Source organism: Rothia sp. 18CD1-1, assembly GCF_055285355.1.
The window spans coordinates 298,189-322,307 of the sequence record NZ_JBUZLI010000008.1 but is presented as its reverse complement, the minus strand read 5'-3'; the positions used below and the strand labels follow the sequence as shown (position 1 = coordinate 322,307).

The 24,119-nt window shown below is 57.4% G+C and carries 21 protein-coding genes; 19 read left to right on the top strand and 2 right to left on the bottom strand.

The window, feature by feature from the left end; translation table 11 throughout:
- Nucleotides 1–19: 19 nt before the first annotated feature.
- From ACS1BR_RS08490 to ACS1BR_RS08440, 11 genes are all read left to right on the top strand, one after another.
- Nucleotides 20–559, top strand: a complete 540-nt coding sequence (locus tag ACS1BR_RS08490) for an HIT family protein (RefSeq protein WP_463561523.1) — start codon at nucleotides 20–22, stop codon at nucleotides 557–559.
- A gap of 40 nt (nucleotides 560–599) precedes the next feature.
- Nucleotides 600–1,898 carry a MurT ligase domain-containing protein gene (locus ACS1BR_RS08485; protein WP_463561671.1) on the top strand — a complete coding sequence of 433 codons (1,299 nt, stop codon included), beginning with the start codon at nucleotides 600–602 and terminating at the stop codon, nucleotides 1,896–1,898.
- On the top strand, nucleotides 1,895–2,617 hold the full coding sequence (locus tag ACS1BR_RS08480) for a type 1 glutamine amidotransferase (RefSeq protein ID WP_463561522.1): 723 nt from the start codon (nucleotides 1,895–1,897) through the stop codon (nucleotides 2,615–2,617). Before ACS1BR_RS08485 ends, ACS1BR_RS08480 begins: the two co-directional genes overlap by 4 nt.
- A 113-nt stretch (nucleotides 2,618–2,730) precedes the next feature.
- A complete protein-coding gene (locus ACS1BR_RS08475) occupies nucleotides 2,731–3,489 on the top strand; it encodes a YebC/PmpR family DNA-binding transcriptional regulator (RefSeq protein WP_463561521.1) in 759 nt (252 codons plus the stop codon).
- A gap of 17 nt (nucleotides 3,490–3,506) precedes the next feature.
- Complete coding sequence (gene ruvC / locus ACS1BR_RS08470; protein WP_463561520.1) at nucleotides 3,507–4,199, top strand: crossover junction endodeoxyribonuclease RuvC; 693 nt, start codon at nucleotides 3,507–3,509, stop codon at nucleotides 4,197–4,199.
- A gap of 27 nt (nucleotides 4,200–4,226) precedes the next feature.
- A complete protein-coding gene (gene ruvA, locus ACS1BR_RS08465) occupies nucleotides 4,227–4,853 on the top strand; it encodes a Holliday junction branch migration protein RuvA (RefSeq protein ID WP_463561519.1) in 627 nt (208 codons plus the stop codon).
- A gap of 113 nt (nucleotides 4,854–4,966) precedes the next feature.
- A complete protein-coding gene (gene ruvB, locus ACS1BR_RS08460; RefSeq protein ID WP_463561670.1) occupies nucleotides 4,967–5,950 on the top strand; it encodes a Holliday junction branch migration DNA helicase RuvB in 984 nt (327 codons plus the stop codon).
- Nucleotides 5,951–6,030: 80 nt separating this feature from the next.
- Nucleotides 6,031–6,456 carry a preprotein translocase subunit YajC gene (gene yajC, locus ACS1BR_RS08455; protein WP_463561518.1) on the top strand — a complete coding sequence of 142 codons (426 nt, stop codon included), beginning with the start codon at nucleotides 6,031–6,033 and terminating at the stop codon, nucleotides 6,454–6,456.
- A 69-nt stretch (nucleotides 6,457–6,525) separates the two neighbouring features.
- Complete coding sequence (gene secD, locus ACS1BR_RS08450; protein WP_463561517.1) at nucleotides 6,526–8,241, top strand: protein translocase subunit SecD; 1,716 nt, start codon at nucleotides 6,526–6,528, stop codon at nucleotides 8,239–8,241.
- 2 nt (nucleotides 8,242–8,243) lie between these two features.
- On the top strand, nucleotides 8,244–9,314 hold the full coding sequence (gene secF / locus ACS1BR_RS08445; RefSeq protein WP_463561516.1) for a protein translocase subunit SecF: 1,071 nt from the start codon (nucleotides 8,244–8,246) through the stop codon (nucleotides 9,312–9,314).
- Nucleotides 9,315–9,485: 171 nt separating this feature from the next.
- A complete protein-coding gene (locus ACS1BR_RS08440) occupies nucleotides 9,486–11,837 on the top strand; it encodes a RelA/SpoT family protein (protein ID WP_463561669.1) in 2,352 nt (783 codons plus the stop codon).
- A 14-nt stretch (nucleotides 11,838–11,851) separates the two neighbouring features.
- Here the strand turns inward: ACS1BR_RS08440 and ACS1BR_RS08435 are convergent, their stop codons facing one another.
- Nucleotides 11,852–12,367 carry a hypothetical protein gene (locus ACS1BR_RS08435; protein ID WP_463561515.1) on the bottom strand — a complete coding sequence of 172 codons (516 nt, stop codon included), beginning with the start codon at nucleotides 12,365–12,367 and terminating at the stop codon, nucleotides 11,852–11,854.
- Between the two features lie 310 nt (nucleotides 12,368–12,677).
- The gene (locus ACS1BR_RS08430) at nucleotides 12,678–13,964 is read right to left on the bottom strand and encodes a DUF349 domain-containing protein (protein ID WP_463561514.1); all 1,287 of its coding nucleotides are present in this window, start codon (nucleotides 13,962–13,964) and stop codon (nucleotides 12,678–12,680) included.
- 337 nt (nucleotides 13,965–14,301) lie between these two features.
- Here ACS1BR_RS08430 and hisS point away from each other — a divergent pair, with 337 nt between their 5' ends.
- The 8 genes from hisS to alaS all read left to right on the top strand — a co-directional run bounded on the left by hisS (nucleotide 14,302) and on the right by alaS (nucleotide 24,118).
- The gene (hisS, locus tag ACS1BR_RS08425; RefSeq protein ID WP_463561513.1) at nucleotides 14,302–15,654 is read left to right on the top strand and encodes a histidine--tRNA ligase; all 1,353 of its coding nucleotides are present in this window, start codon (nucleotides 14,302–14,304) and stop codon (nucleotides 15,652–15,654) included.
- A gap of 88 nt (nucleotides 15,655–15,742) precedes the next feature.
- Entirely contained in the window at nucleotides 15,743–17,512 is a 1,770-nt protein-coding gene (aspS, locus tag ACS1BR_RS08420; protein WP_463561512.1) for an aspartate--tRNA ligase, read from the top strand.
- 11 nt (nucleotides 17,513–17,523) lie between these two features.
- The gene (gene dtd / locus ACS1BR_RS08415) at nucleotides 17,524–17,961 is read left to right on the top strand and encodes a D-aminoacyl-tRNA deacylase (RefSeq protein ID WP_463561511.1); all 438 of its coding nucleotides are present in this window, start codon (nucleotides 17,524–17,526) and stop codon (nucleotides 17,959–17,961) included.
- 29 nt (nucleotides 17,962–17,990) lie between these two features.
- A complete protein-coding gene (locus ACS1BR_RS08410; RefSeq protein ID WP_463561510.1) occupies nucleotides 17,991–19,406 on the top strand; it encodes a replication-associated recombination protein A in 1,416 nt (471 codons plus the stop codon).
- A 307-nt stretch (nucleotides 19,407–19,713) separates the two neighbouring features.
- Nucleotides 19,714–20,346, top strand: a complete 633-nt coding sequence (rpsD, locus tag ACS1BR_RS08405) for a 30S ribosomal protein S4 (RefSeq protein ID WP_463561509.1) — start codon at nucleotides 19,714–19,716, stop codon at nucleotides 20,344–20,346.
- Nucleotides 20,347–20,529: 183 nt separating this feature from the next.
- Entirely contained in the window at nucleotides 20,530–20,910 is a 381-nt protein-coding gene (locus ACS1BR_RS08400; protein ID WP_463561508.1) for a DUF948 domain-containing protein, read from the top strand.
- Nucleotides 20,910–21,359 carry a peptide chain release factor 4 gene (locus tag ACS1BR_RS08395; RefSeq protein ID WP_463561507.1) on the top strand — a complete coding sequence of 150 codons (450 nt, stop codon included), beginning with the start codon at nucleotides 20,910–20,912 and terminating at the stop codon, nucleotides 21,357–21,359. Before ACS1BR_RS08400 ends, ACS1BR_RS08395 begins: the two co-directional genes overlap by 1 nt.
- A gap of 74 nt (nucleotides 21,360–21,433) precedes the next feature.
- A complete protein-coding gene (alaS, locus tag ACS1BR_RS08390) occupies nucleotides 21,434–24,118 on the top strand; it encodes an alanine--tRNA ligase (RefSeq protein WP_463561506.1) in 2,685 nt (894 codons plus the stop codon).
- The last annotated feature ends 1 nt before the right edge of the window (nucleotide 24,119 follow it).

Here is a 24,119-nt window from a genome sequence, read left to right as displayed (position 1 = left end):
CTCGACCCGATAGATAGCAATGACTGAAAACGACTATACTACCGACACCTATGAGCTGCCCGGGGTTCCCGATGCCTTTCAGCGGCTATGGACACCTCACCGTAGAGCCTACGTTGCCGGAGGTCAGCTGGAGCATAGCGAAAATACCTGCCCCTTCTGCACCGCACCCCGGCGCACCGACCGTCAGGCATTTATCGTCTACCGGGGTGCCCAGGCTTACGCGGTGCTCAACCTCTACCCCTACAATCCCGGTCACCTGCTGGTCTGCCCCTACCGGCACATTCCCCACTACGATGACGCCACCGAAGAGGAAACCGCCGAAATCTCCGCTATCACCCAGCAAGCGATGGGTGTGCTGCGGCAGGTGAGCCACGCGCACGGGTTCAATATCGGTATGAATCAGGGAAAGGTGGGAGGGGCCGGTATAGCCGACCATCTCCATCAGCATATTGTGCCCCGGTGGAGCGGAGACACCAATTTTCTACCGCTTATTGCGGGGGCCAAAACGGTGTCCCAAACACTCGATGAGATCCGCACCCTCCTGGTGGATGCCTGGTAGCGCAGGTACCGGGACTTACCACCGCTCAGGGACTGTTAGAATATTTCCCATGTCTAGACCTCTCACCCGACTTATTGGGCAGGGCGTACGATACGCCACCACGCTACGCGGCGGCGGTTCGGCTTTTCCCGGCCTCGTGATGGAAAAACTTCACCCCAACTTTGTGCCGGAAGAACTTGCTAAACTTCCCCGGGGTGTAGTGGTTATCTCGGGTACCAACGGTAAAACAACCACCACCAAAATGGTGGTGCAGCTTCTCCGGTCCCAGGGCCTTAAAGTGTTCACTAACCGCACCGGATCCAATTTTGTGCGCGGTGTTGCCGCAGCCCTTCTGGGCGATATGAGCCTGAGCGGAAAACTTGATGCCGATATAGCCGTACTCGAACTGGATGAAGCCCACGCGGTACACTTTGTCAAAAAAGTTAAACCGAACTACGCCCTACTGCTCAATGTGCTCCGGGATCAACTAGACCGGTTCGGGGAGATTGACACTACCCGTCGGATGCTCGCTACCGTAGCGGGAGCAACCACCGGTAGCCTGGTCCTCAACAGAGAAGACCCCCGTATACTTTCCCTGGCAGAATCTGCGTCCCCCGAAACCCGTATCAGCTACTTTGGGCTCTCCGATAAACTGCGCACCCTGTTTCCTTCCGACGACGACATGCGCGCTACCGGCAGTGCAAGCTCTGTACAGACTAGCTCCCCGCTACCCTCAGCTGAGGTTGTACTCCAAGACTTCACCGGCACAGAAGCTATCTTCGGTATCCGGGGAGAAGAAAAAACAGGAACCATCAACCTGTACGGTGTCTATAACATCTATAACGCCGCTGCCGCGATGGCCCTCACCCTCGAGGTGATGGGCGACCAGGCCAACCTCACGGTGCTCCTAGACGAACTAGCCACCATTACCCCGGCCTTTGGCCGCGGAGAAACACTGACCATCGGTGGGCAGACCCTACAGTTACTCCTGGTCAAAAACCCCTCGGGGTTCAGACTCTCTCTGGCCTCGGCAGATGCTGCCGACTACGCCACCATGATCACAATTAACGACGCCTACGCCGACGGCCGCGACGTATCCTGGCTCTGGGACGTAGATTTTCACTCCCTCCAACAAAACGGGGTGAGCACGGTCTCCGGTACCCGGGCATACGACATGGCGCTGCGCCTCGATCACGATGACGTACCCACGGGTGCGGTGAACGAAAACCTGGGGGAGGCCCTCACCCATTTCATCAATACATCGGAGGGTAAACCCATGCAGATCTTCTGTACCTACACCGCCATGCTCGCTATCCGCAAAGAACTCGCCAAAATTACCGATGTAGAAGAAATCTCATGACCTCAAAAAATCTCACCATCGTACAGCTCTACCCCAAGGATATGAATATCTACGGGGACTGGGGAAACACCCTTTCCCTCTCCCGCCGCGCACAGGCCCACGGCTATACCACCGATATCATTGACTATAATCCCGGTGATTCGTTCCCGAAAGAAGCCGATATCATCATCGGTGGGGGCGGGCAGGATTCGGGTCAATCTGTTATCCACGACGACCTTCACGCGAACGCCGATACCCTGCATGCGCTGGCAGAGGAAAACACCCCCATGCTGCTGATCTGTGGTCTGTATCAGCTCTTCGGTAAAGAGTTCCGCACTATCGGCGGTGAAACCCTCACCGGAATCGGTATTTTTGACGCTGTGACTACCGGTGGCGATGAACGGCTCATCGGCAATATTGTCGAAGAGTCTGAAGAGTTCGGGACCATCATCGGCTACGAAAACCATTCGGGGCTCACCGTCCTTTCCGGGGATACCCGCCCGCTGGCGCGGGTCACTAAAGGCGCAGGTAATAACACCCACGACAACTTTGAGGGTGCCCGCGTGCACAAGGTGATCGGGACCTACCTGCATGGATCTCTCCTGCCCAAAAATCCGCGGATCGCAGATTTTCTCGTCGAGGCGGCAGCCCGCAAAAAATACGGCAGCTTTCAACCCAACCCTATCGATGACGGTCTGGTGGAAAAAGCGCGGGCTTCGGCAGCGGCCCGTCCTCGCTAGCCTCTCATCTATGCCCCAGCGGGGCCACAAAAAGCTACAATTTAGAGAGTGATCCCTCATCTCTCGCGTGCCCGAAAACCGGGTGCGTACAGACCTAGCAACAAGGAGATACCGTGTCGGGCCATTCCAAATGGGCAACAACCAAACACAAAAAAGCGGCTATTGACGCCAAGCGCGCCAAGGCATTTGCAAAATACATTAAGGCAATCGAGGTGGCGGCCCGGATGGGAGGCGCCGACACCGCCGGTAACCCGGCGCTGGATCTTGCGGTTTCTAAAGCCAAGAAAAATTCTGTCCCCAATGACAACATCGACCGCGCTATTAAACGCGGTGCCGGCCTCACCGGCGAGGTGGTTGATTACACAGAGATTATCTATGAGGTACGTGGGCCGGCGGGTACCGCGCTCTACGTAGAATGTCTCACCGACAACCGCAACAGGGCAGCGGCGGAAGTGCGTACCGCGGTGACCCGTAATGGTGGTACCCTCGCGGATTCCGGGTCGGTGGCCTTCCTTTTTGAGCGTAAAGGTGTAGCTGAAGTAGCCAAAACCGATTCCCTGACCGAAGACGATGTGCTCATGGCTGTTCTTGAGGCCGGGGCCGAAGAGGTGATCGACGACGGCGATGTTTTCACCGTGATCTCTGAGGCCACAGATCTACCCGAAATCCGTCAAGCGCTAGAAAACGCCGAACTTGACTACAACAACGATGATCCGGTGTTCAGGCCCACCATGACAGTTGATCTCGATGCGGAGAACGCCAAAAAGTTCCTGCGCTTAGCAGATGCCATCGAAGAACTCGACGATGTGCAAAACGTTTACTCCAACGCCAATATTTCAGCGGAGACGCTGGAAAAGCTCGCCTCAGAATAGGGCGCGCCTCAGAAGAGATGTCTCAGTACAAGACCGCGCAGCAGCATCCGGGGCTTAAACCTCTACCGCGAGTCACCGGTGCTGCCCGTATCCTCGGGGTAGACCCCGGGCTCACTCGCTGCGGGTTTGGGATGGTTGATATGACCGCCGACCGCAAAGCCCACCTGGTTGACGTGGATGTTGCCGGAACCCGCGCATCTCAACCACTGGATTCGCGGATCCTCACAATTTTTCGTGCGGCTGAGCAGTGGCTCGATACCTACACTCCCGACGCCCTGGCCATCGAGAGGGTTTTCTCCCAGGAGCAGGTGAATACCGTCATCGGTACCGCTCACGCGTCGGGTGTAGTGATTGCGGCGGCGGCTTCCCGCGGTGTGCCGGTGTATTTCCACACGCCCTCGGAGGTCAAAGCCGCGGTCACCGGTTCGGGGCGTGCCGATAAGGGCTCGGTGGGTAGGATGGTGACCCGAATTCTGGGATTGGATACTATGCCCAAACCCGCCGATGCCGCAGACTCTCTGGCTATTGCCATCTGTCACGGCTGGCGCGGGGGGACAGCCGGTAACAGGATTAACCTGGGCGCCGGTGTACAGACCCACCAGGGTTCCCTGCCCGTCAGCCGGAAAGCCGGAGGCATGACAGCCGCGCAGAGGGCCTGGGCAGAGGCGGAGGCGAAAAGTTTGCGGAAAAGCCCAAACGGCTGGAACTAGTACATATATTCGAATAGGATTGTCTCTATGATTAGTTCCCTCACCGGTAGAGTTGCCCAGATTACTGCTGGCAGTTTGGTTATCGATGTCAGCGGTTTCGGCATGCTCGTGTATGCTCCGGCACGGACCCTGGCGGAACTCACGCCGGGGGAACAGGCCACGGTGCTCACCTCCATGATCGTGCGCGAAGATTCCATGACCCTCTATGGTTTCTCTAATTCTGCTGAGCGGGAGGTTTTTGACATGATGCTCTCGGTCTCCGGTATCGGTCCCCGCATCGCCCTAGCTGTCTTGGGTGTCTATACGGCTGCCGAGGTGGAAAAAGCCGTGGCCGGTGGTGACGACAAAGCCTTCACCAAAGTTCCCGGTATCGGCCCCAAGGGTGCCCGTCGTATTGTGTTGGAACTGGCGGGGAAGCTTATCGTGACAGATGAGCAAAGTGATCAGCCCGCACCCTCCTCAGCTACTGGACCGGACTGGAAACCACGGGTACTTGAGGCCCTTATTGGTTTGGGCTGGAGTGAAAAAGACTCCCTGGCGGTGATCGAATCGTACCTCAGAGCAGATCCCGAGGCAGAAACCCACAGCGTTGCCAGCGCGCTCAAGGCGATTCTGGCAGGTCTGGGATCGCAGCATTCCACCGTCCGCCACTAAATCGCCCCCGCCCCGAAACTCAAGGACTTACTCCCATGACCTCAACCCCGCCACCTGGTAACCCCGTAGCGCCCGGCTCATCAGCACAGGTGCAGAGACAGCGGCTGGTTGCCATGGAAGAAGAACCCGAAGAAAAAATGATTGAGGCGGCGTTGCGCCCCAAAGCCCTCGATGATTTTGTGGGGCAGAAACGGGTGCGACAGCAGCTTTCCCTCCTGCTTGAAGCCTCCAAACTGCGCGGACGCAGTGCTGACCACGTGCTGCTCTCCGGGCCCCCGGGCCTGGGTAAAACCACCCTATCGATGATTATTGCCGCAGAAATGGACGCCCCGCTTCGGATTACCTCCGGGCCGGCTATCCAGCATTCGGGTGACTTGGCCGCTATCCTCTCATCCCTCACCCCAGGCGAAGTGCTTTTTCTCGATGAGATCCACCGGATGAGTAGGCCCGCCGAAGAAATGCTGTACATGGCCATGGAGGATTTCCGGGTCGATATTGTGGTGGGTAAGGGTGCTGGTGCGACATCGATCCCGCTGGAGCTTCCCCCCTTTACCCTGGTGGGGGCCACCACCAGGGCGGGGCTTCTCCCCGGCCCCCTCAGGGACCGATTCGGGTTCACCGGTCACCTGGAGTTTTATTCGACCGACGAATTAGAACTGGTACTGCGCCGTTCAGCCGGACTCATGGAGATGAAAATCAGTGGCGAGGGGTACACCGAAATTGCCGGCAGATCACGCGGCACCCCCCGCATCGCTAACCGGCTTCTACGACGGGTGAGAGACTGGGCGCTGGTGAACACCGTTGACCGTATAGGTGCTGCCGAAGCCGCGGCGGCTCTCAACATGTATGAGGTCGACGAGCGCGGTCTCGATCGCCTTGACCGGGCTGTACTCGAAGCCCTCATCCACAAGTTTGGTGGGGGACCCGTGGGGCTTTCCACCCTGGCGATTGCGGTGGGTGAAGAAGTGGAAACCGTTGAAACGGTGGCCGAACCCTACCTGGTGCGGGAGGGGCTAGTGGGAAGGACACCGCGCGGCCGGATTGCTCTGCCGGCGGCCTGGGAACATCTGGGACTGGAACCGCCCGAACTAGTCTAAATTCACCCGACAGTTGCGGGCCTAACCGTCAAGCTATCAACTACTATGGGTGGTGAACTGTTTCCCCGATAAAGGTATATATGCTGAACATATCCGCTCAAACGCTCACCGCCGCCAGCTCTTCCGGGGGCTCCGGCAACAACCTCATCTTCCTGGTGCTGATGGTTGTGGCGATCATTTTTCTTTTTATCATGCCGGCTCGCAGGCAGAAAAAAATGCAGGCGCAGCTTAAAGAGCGCCAAGATTCAATGGTTCCCGGTACCGAGGTGATGACCAATTTTGGGCTTTTCGGTACCGTGGTTGAGGTTAATAATGATGAAAATTTTGTGATTCTTGAGGTTTCGCCCGGTAGCCGGGTGAAAGTTCACCTGCAAACCGTCACCACCGTGCTCAACGAGGAAAAGCAGGCTGAAGAGTCTGAGGGTCAGCCCGATACGACGAGCGAAGAAGTAGCCGAGGAATCTGGCGACGACTATAGGTACCGTCACCAGGGTAAAGAAGACTAGGATCCTCACATCCCATACGGTGTATCGCTCGGGCGGTACACCGTAGCCGCTGTTATACGAAGGGATAGCATGGCCAAGCGTAGCCAACTAGCTAAATCAAGGGGTGCTCTCATCACCATGGTCCTGCTGATCATGGGGCTTTGCGGAGGGGTTTTTGCAACAACTTTTGCCGGTGGGAGCTGGGGGGCAAAACTTGCACTGGATCTTTCCGGGGGCACACAGATGATTCTTTCCCCCAGAGTCAACGGGTCGGACTCCGATAGGGTGAGTGAAGACCAGCTCAATCAGGCGGTGGAGATTATTCGCCAGCGCGTGGACGGCTCCGGTGTCACCGAAGCTGAAGTGAGCACTCAGTCGGGGTCGAACGTGGTGGTATCTGTTCCCGGAACACTCGATGATACGACCAGGGAACTCATTCAGGCTTCAGCACAGATGGATTTCCGGGCTGTTATTACCGCCGGTAGCCCCGCACCGGTGACCGGTGAACAGGCCCTGCCGCAGGACCGGCTTCCCGCCCCCTCAGCAGAACCGACGAACGGTTCTGACCCTAACTGGTTGACCGCAGAGCTGTGGAGAGAGTACGAGGCGAGAGACTGCACCGCCGGCGAATCTGAGCAGGCCGAGCACGAAGACCCGAATTCCGCTATTGTCGCCTGCGCAACCGATGGCTCTGAAAAATATATTCTGGGACCGGTAGAGCTTGCCGGTAGCGATATTGCCGACGCCAGCTACTCGCAGGTGACAAATAGCACCGGGGTCTCCACCGGACAGTGGGGGGTCAACATTAGTTTTACCGAACCGGCAAAAGAAACTTTTCAGGAGATTACCACCCGTCTCTACGCGGTGTACGGACAGAACCCCAATGACCCCCGTGCCCGGTTCGCCATCATGCTCGATGGCAATGTGCTGTCATCACCGGTGACCCAGGCCGTGATCTCCGACGGTAACCCGCAGATTACCGGAAATTTTGATGAGCAGAGCGCCAAGGCGCTATCGGAACAACTCAAATACGGTGCGCTACCGATTAGCTTCACGATTCAGTCTGAGCAACAGATTTCTGCGACCTTGGGATCAAGCCAATTGCAGATGGGGCTCATCGCGGGTGCGATCGGTTTGCTGCTGGTCTTTATCTACTCTCTCTTCCAGTACCGTCTACTGGGGCTTGTCACCATTGCTTCGCTGGTCATTGCCGGTATCGTCTCCTACCTGGCGATTGTGCTTCTGGGGTGGAGCATGAACTACCGTCTATCTCTGGCAGGTATAGCCGGCCTCATTGTGGCGGTGGGGCAGACCGCTGACTCCTTTATTGTCTATTTTGAGCGTATTCGAGACGAGATTCGTCTGGGCCGATCCATTCCCGCTGCGGTAGACCACGGTTGGGTGAGTGCCAGAAAAACCATCTTGGCGTCCAAAGCGGTTAACCTCTTGGCGTCGGCGGTGCTCTATGTGGTGTCGGTGGGGTCGGTGCGCGGGTTTGCCTTTACCCTGGGGTTGACGGCTATAGCCGATTTAATTGTTGTTTTCCTCTTCACCCACCCCGTACTCACCCTGCTTGCCCGCACCGACTATTTTGGTGGCGGTGGAAAACATTCCGGCCTCGATCCCGTGGCACTAGGCGCTGTACCCCTCTACCGGGGTGCCGGCAGATTACGTCAACCGCGGGAAACAGACGGTCTGAGTATCGCTGAACGGCGTCGAGCCCAGCGGGGTAAGCAGCAGGATCCGGATGCAGACACCGCCGAGACAGCTGAGAACAGGCGTGAAGATCAAGAAGGGAGGGTTTAGCTGTGGCTAATGCTCTGGCACGTTTTGGTAATGATCTTCACTCGGGTGAACGATCCTATGGTTTTATCCCGCGGCGTAGGCTGTGGCTGAGTATCGCCCTGGTGCTGGTGGTACTGTCGATACTTGTACCGGTGATCAAGGGTGGCTTTAACCTGGGTATTGATTTCCGCGGTGGTTCGGAATTTACGGTATCGGCAACGGAGAACACCGATGTTTCTCTGGGGGAAAAGGCTATCGCCGATTCTGTCCCTGCAGCCGGTGACGTGCGGGTCACCAATATTTCGGCAAACACTGTTCAGGCACAGATGAGTCAGCTAACCGATGATGAGACTCTGGTGGTCAAACAGGCCCTACAGGACGCTTACGGTGTGGGGGAAAGCGATGTGACCTCGTCCTTTGTTGGTCCCACGTGGGGGGCGGACGTCACCCGACAGGCGCTCTACGGTCTGGTTGCTTTTGTGGTGCTTGCTCTCATCGGTATGGCACTGTATTTTCGTACCTGGAAGATGTCGCTGGCCGCGATCGCGGGTCTCGCCTTTACCGTGGTGATTACGGTGGGTATTTACGCGCTGGTTGATTTTGAGATTACTCCCAGCGCGATTATTGGTTTTCTCACCATTTTGAGCTATTCACTCTATGATTCGGTGGTTGTTTTCGACAAGATTCGGGAAAATACTGCCGGTATTGAATCCCGCAGGGATACCACCTATGGGGAGCAGGTTAACCTGGCCGTCAACCAAACACTGGTCCGGTCCATCAATACCTCTGTGGTGGGGGCTCTTCCGGTGGGGGCAATCCTCTTTATCGGTGTCTTTATCCTGGGGGCCGGAACACTGCGTGATCTTTCGCTTGCGCTTTTTGTGGGGATCATCGTGGGAACGGTGGGAACGCTCTTTGTATCTGCCCCGCTTTACGGTGCTTTGCGCCTGGGGGAGAAAGGGATTGTTGCCCATACCCGTCTGGTTGAAGATCTACGATCGGGAAAGGTATCTGCCGAGTCTGAGACCGATGATGACGCTGATCTTTCACCTACCGTGCAGGTCACCCTGCATACGGTGTCTTCGGGGGACTAGCGTTAATCCTTTGACTCGGGCGGGTAAGCGGCTACTGTTGAGGCCACTTACCCGCCCGCTTTTTTGGTAGTACTATGAGCGATACAATATAAGCCCATTCATGCAGGGAAGGAACACCGACCAATGACTGATTCAGGGCGAGGAGTCGATAAAAATATTATTTCCCCCACGATGTTAGGAAATAATCCGCAAAAAAGCCTGGGGAGCTCGCACCGTGTGATGGCTGCCTCTGAACGTGTTCCTAACCGGCTGGTTTTTGGGAGAAAAATGGCCGGGGCAGAAGTGCAGCCGCTACGCTTCTCACCGGTTCTTGCCCCGGTGGTGCGAACCGTACGAAAATACCATCCCGAAGAAAATCTTGAGGTGCTCCAGCGGGCATTTCAGGTAGCCAACAAATACCACCAGGGGCAGAAAAGAAAAAGCGGTGACCCCTATATCACCCACCCCGTTGCGGTAACCGCTATCCTTGCAGAGATGGGTGCCTCCGGCACGGTACTCGTAGCCGGTCTGCTGCACGATACCGTTGAAGACACCGATTACACGCGTGAGCAGCTCGCCGAAGATTTTGGGGAGGAGGTCGCCTACCTGGTTGATGGGGTGACCAAGCTTGACAAGATGGAATACGGTGAAAATGCTCCTATTGAGACGATCCGCAAACTGGTGCTTTCCATGAGCAAGGATATCCGGGTGCTACTCATCAAGCTTGCCGACCGGCTGCACAACGCGAGAACCTGGAGGTTTGTGCCGGCAGCGTCAGCGGCGAAAAAAGCCGAAGAGACCCTGAAGATTTATGCCCCACTTGCCCACCGCCTGGGGCTCAACACCATCAAGTGGGAGCTTGAAGACCTCTCGTTTGCCGCCATGTCGCCGGATATTTACCGTGAGATCGTGCGTATGGTGGGGGAGAGGACCCCCAAACTAGAGAAATACCTGGACGAGGCAAAGAGCGGCATTGAAGACCGGCTGCAGAAGGTCGGTATCAGCGCTACGGTAACCGGCCGCCCCAAACACTACTACTCAATCCACCAGAAAATGAAGTCAAAGAACAAGAGCTTTGACGAAATCAATGATATTCTCGCCGTGCGAATCATGGTGGAGGAAGAAGACAGCTGTTACGCTGTGCTAGGGCACGTGATGAGCCTGTGGAGCGCGGTCCCCGGCCGCTTCAAAGACTACATAAAATCGCCCAAGAACAACCATTACCAGTCCCTGCACCTCACCGTTGACGGCCCCGGAAACCTCCCCCTAGAAATCCAGATTCGCACCTATGAAATGCACGAGGAAGCCGAATACGGTGTTGCTGCGCACTGGCGCTATAAAGCGGCATCGCGAGGAGAGTCCCTGGACCGTGCAAAGAGCCACCAATCGGGCGCCCAGACCGCGGCCATCAATATCGGGGTGCTACAAAATATTACCGAGATTTCTAGTTCCAACCCGGAGTCCGAAAAATTCTACGAGCTTCTTGCAGATACCCTTGAGGGCGATGAGGTCGTGGTTCTCACTCCGCAGGGTAAACCCATTACCCTGCCCGCCGATTCCACCCCGGTAGATTTTGCCTACTCTATCCACACGGAGGTAGGGGATAAAACTATCGGCGCCAAGGTCAACGGCAGACTGGTACCTCTTCACTCGATTCTCAATTCCGGTGATGTGGTCGAAATCCTCACCACCCGTGACGAAAACCAGGGTCCCAGCGAAGACTGGCTAAAATTTGTGCGCTCATCACGGGCAAAAACCAAGATACGCCAGCACTTTGCCAAGGGTCGCCGTCTTGAAGCTATCGATAAGGGCCGCGATACCCTCACCAGGGCAATGCGCAACCACGAGCTCCCACTCACCAAAATGCTCACCCCCAACCTGCTCATGCAGGTTGCCCACGAATTCCACAAAAATGACGGGGCCTCCCTCTACCACGCAATCGGTGAGAACGAGATCAAAGCGCAGGATGCGATCGATGCCTTCGTTAAAATCTACTACGGTGAAGAAGACGACGCCGTAGACGAGGTGGTCACCGAATTCGATGAAGATATGTTTTCCTCGCACCGCACGGTCAGTGACAACGGCATTGTTGTGCCCGGCGCCGAGGGAGTGCTGACGCACATTGCCAAATGCTGCAACCCGGTTCCGCCCGATGAGATCGTGGGGGTGGTGACACGCACCCGCGGTATTTCGGTCCATCGCACCGACTGCCCCAATATGCGGCATATCGATGAAGAGCCGCGGGCAACCGAGGTACACTGGGCCCGGACCTCAAACGCGCTCTACCGCGTGATTGTGCAGGTCGAGGGCCTGGATCGCAAGTCCTTGCTGATGGACCTTGTAAAGGTGATTGCCGAAAATCAGACCAATATCGTCGATGCCCGTGTTTTGACCAATGCCGATCGTTTTGCCATCAATCGGTTTACGCTGGAGCTGAGAGACCGCTATATGCTCGATCACCTTCTCAACGTACTGAAAAATGTTGAGGGGGTTTATAAGGTCTACCGGCTCACCGGGGCAAAGCCGCTGGACAGCCAGGACTAGGATACCGGGCTGGCCTACCCACAAACGATCCTGTCTAGACGATCAAGGGCACGCGCCTTGTGACGCACGTAGGTCATCATATCCATGATCTCGTGTACCCGGTCCGCAGAGCAGCTATGCCGTGGATCATCTAGCATCGCACCGATCAGTCGGTCAGCCTCTTGTCCCTGGTCGTAGAGAAGCAGGTCAATGACGGTGCGAAGCGGTGTGGTGACACGAAGCAGACCTAGCTGGATGTAGTCGTAGGCAATCACACGTACCTGGTGGGTTTCAATATGATGTTGCCGGGCACGGGTGACGTTGAGCCGCAGTGTTCGATCAAAATCAATGTGGAGGACGGACGGTAGCGAGGGGAGGTAGCCCCAGATCCAGGCGGCACTCTGTCGCGAGACCCTGCCACGGCCCGTATAGGTTTTCCCCAGACACTCGTAGAGAGCGGCGGCCCGAAGCAGGGGAGTAGATTCACGGTGGGCGGGATAATACATGTTAAAACACAGGTGGGCTAGTCCGTGCTCCCTGGCGAAAATCATAGCTTCCCCGGGATGAGAGCTAAAATCACTGGCCGGAATCAGGTGCTCGCGGCACTGTTGATAAGATTCCTCAAAGCTATCTTGAGGCTGCCGCCTCGCAGGCGTGGCGGGGTTTCGAAAGCTTCCAAAGAAACCGGTGCGTTGTGGGGGCAGCAGCGGACAGGGCAGGAGCGCGAGCACCGATAGACGAGAACGTGAAGTAACCATACTCATATCTTGTCACTGAAAAGGCCGCAAAAACGGGGTGCACCCCAATCTGTGGATAAGGTGCACCCCGCCCAGCTACACTGCACCTGCGCTGAGGATAGGGTTAGGACTTCAAATCGGCAGATGAAGCACGGAGAGTGTCGAGCCACTGTCGCCGGGTATCAAGGGCCTCACGGGCCTTCTTCACCCGCCGGCTATCTCCGCTGGCCTCAGCCTCTTTGAGATCCGCCTCAAGCCCGGTAATGGTCTCTTCGAGCTGGGCCAGCATCGAGTGTGCGCGGGCTTGCTTCTCGGGGTCGGTCTTAGCCCACCGGGCATTTTCAGCATGGTGGATCGCATCCTGAACCTTCTTCAGCTCGCCCTCAACCCGGCGCAGGTCACGGCGAGGAACCTTCCCCGCCCGATCCCAGCGGTCAAGGATACCGTCAAAGGCTGCTTTAGCCTCCTTGATATTCTTGACCGGTATAAGAGCGCGGGCCTCATCCAGCAGCTTCTCTTTAACCGCCAGATTGGCCTCGTACTCTTTATCGAGCTCGGCGTTCATCGCGTTGCGGGCATCAAAAAACTTATCCTGGGCTGCACGGAAACGGGCCCACAGCGCGTCATCTTCCCTGCGGGAAGCCCGCGGAGCAGCCTTCCAGCGGTCCATCAGCCCGCGGTATTTAGCGGCTGTTGCCGCCCAATCCGTGGACTGAGAAAGCTCTTCAGCCTCAGCGATAAGAGCCTCTTTAGCGCGTTTCGCTTTGGCGTTAGCCTCGTCAAGAGAAGAAAAATGCGCCCGACGGTGCCGGTCAAACGTAGTTCGTGCAGCGCGGAAACGCTTCCACAGGTCGTCTTCAACAGACTTGGGAAGGTGGTGCTCCCGCTGGGTCGCCTTCCACCGCTCAAACAGCTTGTTCATGGTTGAGTGAGAATTCTTCCAGTGTGTCTTAGCGGGGTCCTGGCCGGCAATGGACTCGGCCTCAGAAACAATGGCCTCACGCGCTTCGAGAGCGGCCTGGCGTGCAGCCGCCTGCCTCTCTTTCTCGGTCTCTGCAAGCTCGGCAATTTTGCCGGTAATCACCGTGAGCCTCTCCTGCAGGTTTGCGTAGTCACCCACCATATTTCTGGTGGCGACCTGGGCACCGAGCTGCTCCACAGATTTCTGCAGATCAGCGGCCGGGGCAGCCCGTTCCACACGGGACTCAAGAAGGGTTACCTGCGCTTCAACATTTTCAAACTTACGGGCAAAATAGGCAAGCGCCTCGTCGGCGTCGGCATCGGGAAGCTGACCAACCGCGTACTCTTCGCCCTCGACGATTACGAACACGTGGCCGTCATCTGACACCCTGCCAAACTTACGGGCCTTCTCAAGGTCCACGGGGTTTACGTCGTCGGATTGTGTAGTCACCGCTAAAACTCTTTCACCTTGGGCGCATATGCGCGTTTAAACAAAGAAAATCGCTTCCCACAACCTGTACCCCTGCGTATCAAGGGTCGCAAAAAATAATAATGAGAGCGTGATTAAAGGATAGCTTTAGACACCTGGTGCGGGCAACCGTATTCCGCCCCACCCGAAGGTTACTACACCGATAAAAACCTACCCACATCACCCATGTTCTTTGGGTAATCACTTCTCAGCGGAGTACCCTTGATAGCAGACCCAAAACACCGTAGGGCACTCGGCGGTCAACCCCACCGTTAGAGTAAAGCCGATCACGGATACCCAAGTTCTTCAAGGAGAGTACATGGCTCGCAAGGCATCACTGTCAGGTTTTCCAGAACTCCTACCCGAGGAAAGACTCATTGAAAACCATGTTCTGGACACCCTACGTGAAACCTTTGAGCTCCACGGCTTCTCACCCATTGAAACGCGCTCGGTTGAGACCGTCGCGCAGCTGCTCCGCAAAGGCGAAATAGACAAAGAGGTGTACAGTGTCTCCCGTCTTTTAGATAACCCCGCCTCGGGTGCCCGTGACAAAGAAAAACTCGCCCTGCATTTTGACCTCACCGTACCTTTTGCCCGCTATGTGGTTGAAAATGCGGGTTACCTCAACTTCCCTTTTAAGCGGTACCAAATGCAGAAAGTATGGCGCGGCGAACGACCGCAGGACGGCAGGTTCCGCGAATTTACCCAGGCAGATATTGACGTGGTGGGGGACGGCTCACTGCCTTTTCGCTACGATGTGGAGCTGGCCCTGGTGATGGTTGACGCGCTCACCAGACTCGGGATAGGCGATTTCAGGGTTCGGGTCAACAACCGAAAACTATCCGAGGGCTTTTACCGGGGGATAGGTCTGACCGATACCGCCGGTGTGCTGCGCAATATCGACAGGTTAGAGAAAATTGGGGCAGAGGCGGTTGCCCAGCTGCTCAAAGAGGAGCTGGGAGCTACGGACGATCAGGCGCAGTCGGCCCTGGCACTGGCGCAAATTCGGGCTGAGGATACCTCTTTCGTCGATCGGGTGCGGGCACTGGGTGCAGAACACCGCCTCCTGGACGAGGGACTGGATGAACTCGCCGAAGTGGTGGGGCAGGCAGCCCAGCGGGCACCGGGAAAGGTTATCGCAGACCTCTCGATCGCCCGCGGCCTAGACTACTACACCGGCACCGTCTACGAGACACTGCTGGTAGGTCATGAAAAGCTCGGTTCCATCTGCTCGGGTGGCCGCTATGAATCTCTGGCCGCACACGGTAAACGCGTTTTTCCCGGGGTGGGCCTGTCTATCGGTGTTACCCGTCTTGTGTCCCGGATTATCGCCGAGAACATGGCGGTGGCATCCCGCAAAGTGCCTTCCGCTGTGCTTATAGCGCTGACCAACGATCTGATGTGGAACCAGGCCCAAGACGTTGCCCAGGCACTGCGGGCACGCGGTATCCCCTGCGAGGTGTCAGCAACCGCTGCCAAATTTGGTAAGCAGATCAGATACGCTGAAAAACGGGGTATCCCCTTCGTCTGGTTCACCCACATCAACGATTCTGGCCAACCGGTGCACGAGGTCAAAGATATTCGATCCGGGGAGCAGGTAGAGGCGCAGCCTCAGACCTGGGCCCCTCCGCTTGAAGACCTGCACGTCACGGTAACCGGCAGCGACCGCTAAAGACCGCTAGACTTAGCAACAGCCCAACCTACACACGATCTGTTTGTTCTACCGACAGTCACCGGCTAGAACCGTAGAAAGGAAAAGAATGCTACGCACGCACACCCTCGGCGAACTCACCGCCGAAAACATTGGAGAGACCGTGACTCTCACCGGGTGGGTTGCCCGCCGCCGCGATCACGGCGGGGTCGCCTTTGTTGATCTGCGTGACCGCGAAGGTGTCACCCAGTGCGTGTTCCACAACGAAGAAGACTTTGAACACCTGCGCAACGAGTATGTCCTGAAGGTGATAGGTCGGGTGACTCGTCGGCCCGCCGGTAACGAGAACCCCCAGTTGAAAACCGGTGACATTGAGGTTGAGGTTCAATCAACGGAAGTGCTCAACACCGCCGCAGCCCTCCCCTTTCAAATCGACCAGCATGTTGAAGTGGGCGAAGAGGCCCGGCTCAAATACCGTTACCTTGACCTGAGACGGCCCGAGCCTGCCCGCCTGATACGGTTGCGCTCGGAGGCAAACCGCCGTGCCCGTGCCGTGCTGGAGGAAGACGGCTACACCGAGGTGGAAACCCCCACCCTAACCCGGTCAACCCCCGAGGGCGCACGTGACTTTCTGGTACCGGCACGACTGGCACCCGGAAGCTGGTATGCGCTGCCGCAGTCCCCGCAGCTCTTCAAACAGCTCCTCCAGGTGGGCGGTGTTGAAAAGTACTATCAGCTTGCCCGCTGTTACCGCGATGAAGATTTCCGTGCTGACCGCCAGCCCGAATTCACCCAGCTGGATATTGAGGCTTCATTTGTAGATCAGGAAGATATTATCGACCTGGGTGAGCGTATTGTTGAGGCGGTGTGGTCCCTCATCGATGTGCGGGTTCCGCGCCCCATCGAGCGCATCACTTTTGCCGAGGCGATGCGCAAATACGGCACCGACAAGCCCGACCTTCGTTTCGGTCTGGAACTCACCGAACTCACCGACTATTTTAAAGACACTACGTTTAGAGTTTTTAAGGCACCCTATGTGGGAGCGGTTGTGATGCCCGGTGGCGCTTCACAGCCTCGCCGCACCCTCGATGCCTGGCAGGAATGGGCAAAGCAGCGCGGCGCCCGCGGTCTCGCCTACGTCCTGGTACAGGACGACGGCGAGCTCACCGGTCCGGTTGCCAAAAACATTACCGATGCCGAGCGTGAGGGTCTGGCTGCGGCGGCCGGGGCTCAGCCGGGCGACTGCATATTCTTTGCCGCCGGCCAGGCACAGCCCTCCCGCGCTCTGTTAGGTGCAGCCCGGGTGGAGATAGCCCATCGCACCGGGCTTATTACGGAGGGGGACTGGTCTTTTGTGTGGGTTGTTGACGCGCCCATGTTTGAGCCGACCGATCAAGCCACAGCCGCGGGCGACGTGGCGCTGGGTCATTCGTCCTGGACCGCTGTGCATCACGCTTTCACATCCCCCCAAGATGACTACCTCGATACCTTCGATAAGGACCCCGGCCGGGCACTGGCCTATGCTTACGATCTCGTGTGTAACGGCAATGAAATTGGGGGAGGCTCCATTCGTGTGCATCGCCGCGATATTCAGGAGCGTATCTTTGCCGTCATGGGTATCGGTCAAGAAGAGGCAGAAGAGAAGTTCGGTTTTCTGCTGGAAGCCTTCTCCTACGGTGCCCCCCCTATGGGCGGTATAGCCTTTGGCTGGGATCGTGTGCTGCAGCTTCTGGGTGGAACCGATTCTATCCGCGATGTTATTGCCTTCCCCAAAACCGGAAACGGTTTTGACCCGCTGACCTCCGCCCCCGCCCCCATCACCGCCCAGCAGCGTCAAGAGGCGGGTGTGGATTTCAAACCCAGAAAGAATACACCCTAGGCGGGTATCGGATGAGAGTAATCTTACAGCGGGTAACATCGGCCGCCGTCACGGTGAAGGGGAAGACCGTGGGTGAGATCACCGAACCCGGCCTGCTCGCGCTGGTGGGTATCACCCACGACGATAGTGAGCGGACCGCTTACAAGCTTGCCGAAAAAACGTGGAAGGTGCGGTTGCTGAGAGGGGAGAAAAGCTGCTCGGACCTGGGGGCGCCTCTCCTTGTCATCTCCCAGTTCACCCTCTACGGTGATGCCCGGCGGGGCCGCCGCCCCTCGTGGTCCGCGGCAGCGCCGGGCAGTGTCTCCGGAGATCTCTTTGATCGCTACGTGGGGTATCTGCGAGCATTCGGTGCCAGGGTGGAGACCGGAGAGTTCGGTGCGGATATGAGGGTGAGCCTGGTGAACGATGGACCGGTTACCCTGATTCTTGACAGCGAACAGCTGGGCTAGGCTACCGGATAAGACGCTAAAGTAAGAGGGTGACCGATTCACTCTTTGACGTTTCTGAGTCCCACGACGATAGTAGTCGACCAACACGGCCCCACAATCCGCTGGCCGTTCGTATGCGTCCGCGCACCCTGGATGAGGTGGTGGGGCAAAAGCATCTGCTCACGACCGGATCGCCCCTGCGCATACTGGCGGGGGAGTCAACCACCCTGACCGGCCCGCAGTCGGTGATCCTCTGGGGGCCTCCGGGTACCGGTAAAACCACGCTAGCCCACGTGATTGCCCGCGGCGGGCACCGGAAATTTGTGGAACTTTCGGCGGTGACCGCCGGTGTTAAGGATGTTCGGGCGGTGATGGAGGCGGCGCTGACCGACCGCGATCTTCACGGCACCACCACCGTTCTCTTTCTCGACGAGATCCACCGCTTCACAAAGGCGCAGCAAGATGCCCTGCTGCCCGGTGTTGAAAACCGGTGGGTGGTTTTGGTGGCGGCAACCACGGAGAACCCCTCGTTTTCTGTGATCTCCCCGCTCCTTTCCCGCTCTATCCTGCTGACCCTGAGAGGTCTTGACGATTCGGATATTGCCGACCTGCTCGACCGCGCGGTAGCTGATCCCCGAGGGTTTGGCGGATCGGTCACGCTCCTGAGCAGCGCCAGAGACCACCTGGTGCAGCTTGCAAACGGTGATGCCCGCAAGGCACTGACCAGCCTTGAAGCCGCGGTGGCCCTGGCCGCCGGTGGTGGGGGCGGTGAGGGGGAGAAAACACGGGTCACACGCCAGCATGCCGAAGAAGCTCTCAACCAGGCGGCTCTGCGCTACGACCGTCAGGGGGACCAGCATTACGACGTCACCAGCGCTTTAATCAAATCTATTCGCGGTTCAGACGTAGATGCGGCCCTGCACTATTTGGCGCGTATGATTGTGGCGGGAGAAGACCCCCGATACATAGCGCGGCGGCTGATCGTTCACGCTAGCGAAGATATTGGCATGGCAGATCCCACGGCGCTGACCGCGGCTGTCGATGCGGCTCAGGCCGTGCAACTTATAGGTCTGCCCGAGGCTCGTATTAACCTTGCGCAGGCGGTGATCCACCTGGCGACAGCGCCCAAATCAAACTCTGTGATTAGCGCAATCGATGCGGCGATGGCCGACGTGCAAAAAGGTAATTCCGGCACCGTGCCCATGCACCTGCGGGACGGGCACTACGGTGGTGCTGCCCAGTATGGTCACGGAGTAGGGTATATCTACCCTCACGATGAGCCTTTCTCTGTTGCGCGCCAGCAGTACCTACCGGATTCGCTACTCGGTAGACGCTACTACTATCCCAGCCGGAACGGACACGAAAAAGAGCTGGAGGAACGGCTCAAAAGGATCAGCTCCCTGCTGGGCGGTGAGAATATACCGGTGCGTCTTCGGGGAAAGACTGATTACGGTGATGAAAGATAGTGCCCCGCGCACACGTTCTATTCGCTGAAGTGGCTAAAAACATAGTGGAAGCCCGCCGCAGCATTTTTCTCCAGCTATTGCGGTGAAGTAGACTGGTGCGAGTCTGGCAGGCTACCCAAAATACCTCATGATGAATACGGAGATACCCGTTTTATTCTGATCACCGGGATAGCCGTAGTGCGGAAGTGCGGCTGCTCCAAACTCTCCGCCACCTCAGTTACGGGTGGAACGGAGGCCAAGACAACAGACAAATGGCAGTAGGTTCCACGCAGAGCCCTGCCAACCGCTATTGAAAGGTTATACAGCTGTGGCAAACCACAACCGTACCCGCCGTACCGTGCGTCAGTCACGTGCCCTGGGCATTGCACTGACCCCGAAGGCAGAAAAATATTTTGAACGTCGCCCCTACGGTCCCGGCCAGCACGGTCGCGCCCGGAAGAAGGCAGATTCTAACTACGCGGTGCAGCTGCGGGAGAAGCAGCGTCTGCGCGCCCAGTACAATATTCGCGAAGCCCAGATGCGCCGCGCCTACCTCGAGGCAAAGCGTACCGAAGGTCAGACCGGTAAAAACCTGGTGGAGATCCTTGAGACCCGCCTCGATGCGCTGGTGCTCCGTGCAGGTTTTGCGCGCACTATCGCCCAGGCCCGTCAGCTTGTTGTGCACCGGCATATTATGGTCGACGGTGTTCGTGTTGATCGCCCCTCTTTCCGTGTTAAGCCCGGTCAGCTGATCCATGTGCACCCCAAGTCTGAGAAGATGACCCCCTTCCAGGTGGCTGCGGCCGGTGAGCAGCAGGCAGTTCTGCCAGACACCCCGCCCTACCTGAATGTGGAGATCGAGAAGCTGCACGCAAAACTTGAACGTGCCCCCAAGCGTGAAGAAATCCCCGTGACCTGCGAAGAGCAGCTGGTGGTTGAATACTACTCACGCCTGGCATAGGCGGGTTTGTGGAGGGTTCGCATCAGAACTGATGCGAACCCTTTCTGCTTTAGATTCTGCTGTATAGCTTGTGCACCGGTCACGGAATGGTCGATACCTCATCAACTGGGATAGCCTCCCCGGCGTGCAGTAGACTTGTTATCGGCATCGTGTCCGAATTGTTATCGTCGACGGGAGAGAACTGTGAGCGGAGCAGATATTGCCGGACTCATAGCGGCGGGTGTATTTACAATCCTTGTTATCCTGCTTGCGCTACCCATTATCAAGCTGGGAAAAGTCTTTGACGAGCTCACGAAAACCATTCGTTCGCTCAACGACGGCGCTACTCCACTGATTGAAGAAGTCACCAAGACGGTGACCAGCACCAATTCGCAGTTAGCCAAGGTCGATGACATTACCAGCAATGTTTCCGACGCCTCAGCCAATGTTTCGGCCCTTTCATCGTTGGTTACCTCAACCGTGGGCCAGCCGCTGATCAAGGTTGCATCTTTCTCACACGGGCTGCGCAAGGCTATGCGCGGCGAAAGCGGTGATGGGAGCGCAGATGACGGAGATAAAATCTAATGGGTTTGTGGAAAAATACCGCCCTGTTAGCGGCCGGTGCTCTCGCCGGTTACCTGGCCAGCCGCCGACAGTCGTCCGGGCCCGGTGACCGGATAGAGGTCAGTAGAGAGGGCGCTCTTGACTCCGCGACGAGGGAGGAGACCGCGATGGCAAAATTCTTTGACTCGGCCGTTGGTAGGCCGCTTCAGCCCTACGCTGTGAGGGCTATTCGGTTTGCTGCCCGCGTCAAACGCGGTATGGACGAAAAAGAGAATGAGCTGCATCAGCGTTTTGAACAGCAGAAGCGGGATATCCGCCCCGGTTCTATTGACACCTGGGGAACTAGCAACCGCCCAGACGCTCGGCAGGCCGAGAGGGAAAACGGTAGTGTGGAGGGTAGTTCTGTTGCCGGTAGCCTTCAGCAGAGGATTGATCGCGACCGGACGCTTGGCAGTGATTTCTTCGCCTAGCTAGTCAACCGCAACGCAAGCCACACATCATCATTGTAGACGTATCACTGAGCACGAAAAGGTAAGGCACTTTAATGCTTTCACAGGAAATTTCTAAGCGCTGGCTTGACTTCTTCGAGAAGCGCGGTCACACCCTGGTGCCCAGCGCATCGCTCGTGTCCAACGAACCCGGTGCTATGTTTACCATAGCAGGCATGGTCCCTTTTATCCCCTATTTCCTGGGGAGGGAGACCGCCCCCTATAGCAGGGCCGTTTCTGTGCAGAAATGTATTCGCACCCTCGACATTGACGAGGTGGGTAAAACTGCCCGTCACGGTACTTTTTTCCAAATGGCAGGTAATTTCTCCTTCGGTGATTACTTTAAAAAAGAAGTAATCCCTTGGGCGTGGGAGCTGTTGACCAGCGCCACCGATGACGGCGGCTACGGCCTTGATCCCGACCGTATCTGGGTGACCATCTACGAGGGCGACGACGAAGCCCACGATATTTGGACCCGCGTCGTCGGTCTACCCGAAGAGCGTGTACAGCGTATGGGCATGGCGGAGAACTACTGGTCAACTGGCCAACCGGGGCCGGCCGGACCCGACTCCGAGATCTTCTACGACCGCGGCCCCGCCTACGGTAAAGAGGGCGGGCCGGCAGCCGACGACGACCGCTACATCGAAATCTGGAACCTGGTGTTTATGCAGTACCAGCGTGGCGAGGGGACCGGTAAAGATAGTTTTAAAATCCTGGGGGATCTTCCCACGAAGAATATTGATACCGGCCTGGGTGTTGAGCGTTTGGCCATGCTCTTGCAGGGGGTTGAAAACTTCTACGAGACCGACCAGGTGCGGCCCGTACTCGATGCCGCCTCCCGACTGTCCGGCAAAACCTATCATGGTTCGGAGTCAGCCGATGACGAGGGCTACGACGACGATGTTCGTATGCGTGTGGTGGCTGATCATATACGTTCCTCACTTATGCTTATCGCCGACGGTGTTACCCCCTCCAACGAGGGCCGCGGCTATATTCTACGTAGGCTGCTGAGGCGCGCTATTCGGGCTATGCGGCTGCTGGGTGTCACCGACCCCTGCCTGCCCGTGCTCCTTCCCGCTTCCCGCGATGCTATGGGTGGAGCTTTCCCGGAGGTGGTTGAAGACTTTGACCGCATTAGCCGTATAGCCTATGCGGAGGAAAAAGCTTTTCTGCGCACCATTGAGTCGGGTACCGAGCGCCTGGAAGAGGCTGTTAAGCATGCCCGGCAAAACGGGAAGTCGGTGGTGTCCGGTGAAGAGGCATTTGCCCTGCACGACACCTTTGGTTTTCCCATTGACCTCACCCTGGAAATGGCAGAAGAGGCCGGGGTCAAGGTCGATGAACAGGCGTTCAGGGAGCTGATGAATGAGCAGCGCCACCGTGCCCAGGCAGACGCTCAGGCGAAGAAAGGCTCTTTTGCAGACCTCTCGGCTCTGCGGGCACTCGCCGACGAACGAGGGTCGGTCTTTACCGGATATACGGAGCTCACCACCGAAACGACCGTGCGAGCTCTTTTGGTTGACGGTGTCTCCGTACCGGCTGCCCGTGCCGGTGATCGGGTGGAAATTGTACTCGATGAGACTCCTTTCTACGCCGAGTCCGGTGGGCAAGCAGCCGATACCGGTGTGATCTACGGTCACGGGTTCGCCCTCGATGTCAGCGATGTCCAGCAGCCGGTTAAAGGTCTCTCTGTACACCGTGCCAGGGTGCGCGAGGGGGAGGTCGCCACCGGCGCAACCGTCACCGCCCGTGTTGATGAGCAGCGTCGTCACGACGGCGAAAAGGCCCACTCGGGTACCCATATTGTGCACGCAGCCCTGCGCACGGTTTTAGGTAAAGAGGCCACCCAGCGCGGTTCCTTTAACAAAGAGGGCTACCTGAGGTTTGATTTTGCCTGGAATGAGAGTCTTTCGCCCGCGGTTCAGCAGGAGGTTGAAGAGGTCGCCAACACCGCTATCCGTGATAATTTTGAGACCTATGCCCGCGAAATGTCTCTGGACGAGGCTAAAAAGCTGGGCGCGATGAGTCTCTTCGGTGAAAAGTATGGCAACGTGGTCCGTGTGGTTGATATTGGGGGGGATTTCTCCCGCGAGCTCTGCGGAGGCACCCACGTGAAATCTTCTGCCGAGATCGGTTCGCTGACCCTGCTTTCTGAGCAATCGGTGGGGTCGGGTAACCGCCGCGTGGAGGCGCTGGTTGGTCTTGATTCCTTCAAACACCTGGCCGCTGAGCGCACCCTGGTCAACCAGCTCACCGGTATGCTGAGGGTCCAGCACAGCGCAGATTTGCCCGAGAAACTTTCTGAAACCCTCAACCGGCTCAAAACCGCTGAAAAAGAGATCGAGAAACTGCGAAAAGAGAAGCTGCAGTCTGAGGCTGCGCGTCTTCTTGAGACGACCGAGACTCTCGGCGGTGTGCGCCTACTCCTTCATCACGCCGGGACGCTGACAGCAAACGAGGTGCGCGACCTGGCCCTTGATCTGCGGAATCGCCTGGGCCAGGAGGCAGCGGTGGTCGCTGTTACCGGTATCCACAACGGGAGGCCCCTGGTGCTGGTTGCCACAAATCAGGCCGCCCGTGAAACCGGTATGCGTGCGGGTGCGCTGGTAAAAGTTGCCGCCGGCGTGCTCGGTGGTGGCGGTGGCGGCAAAGACGATGTCGCCCAGGGCGGCGGCCAGGATTCTTCAAAGATTGAAGAGGCTTTTGCCGCTTTACGGGAAGCTATTGTGGAGGCCCGGTAGG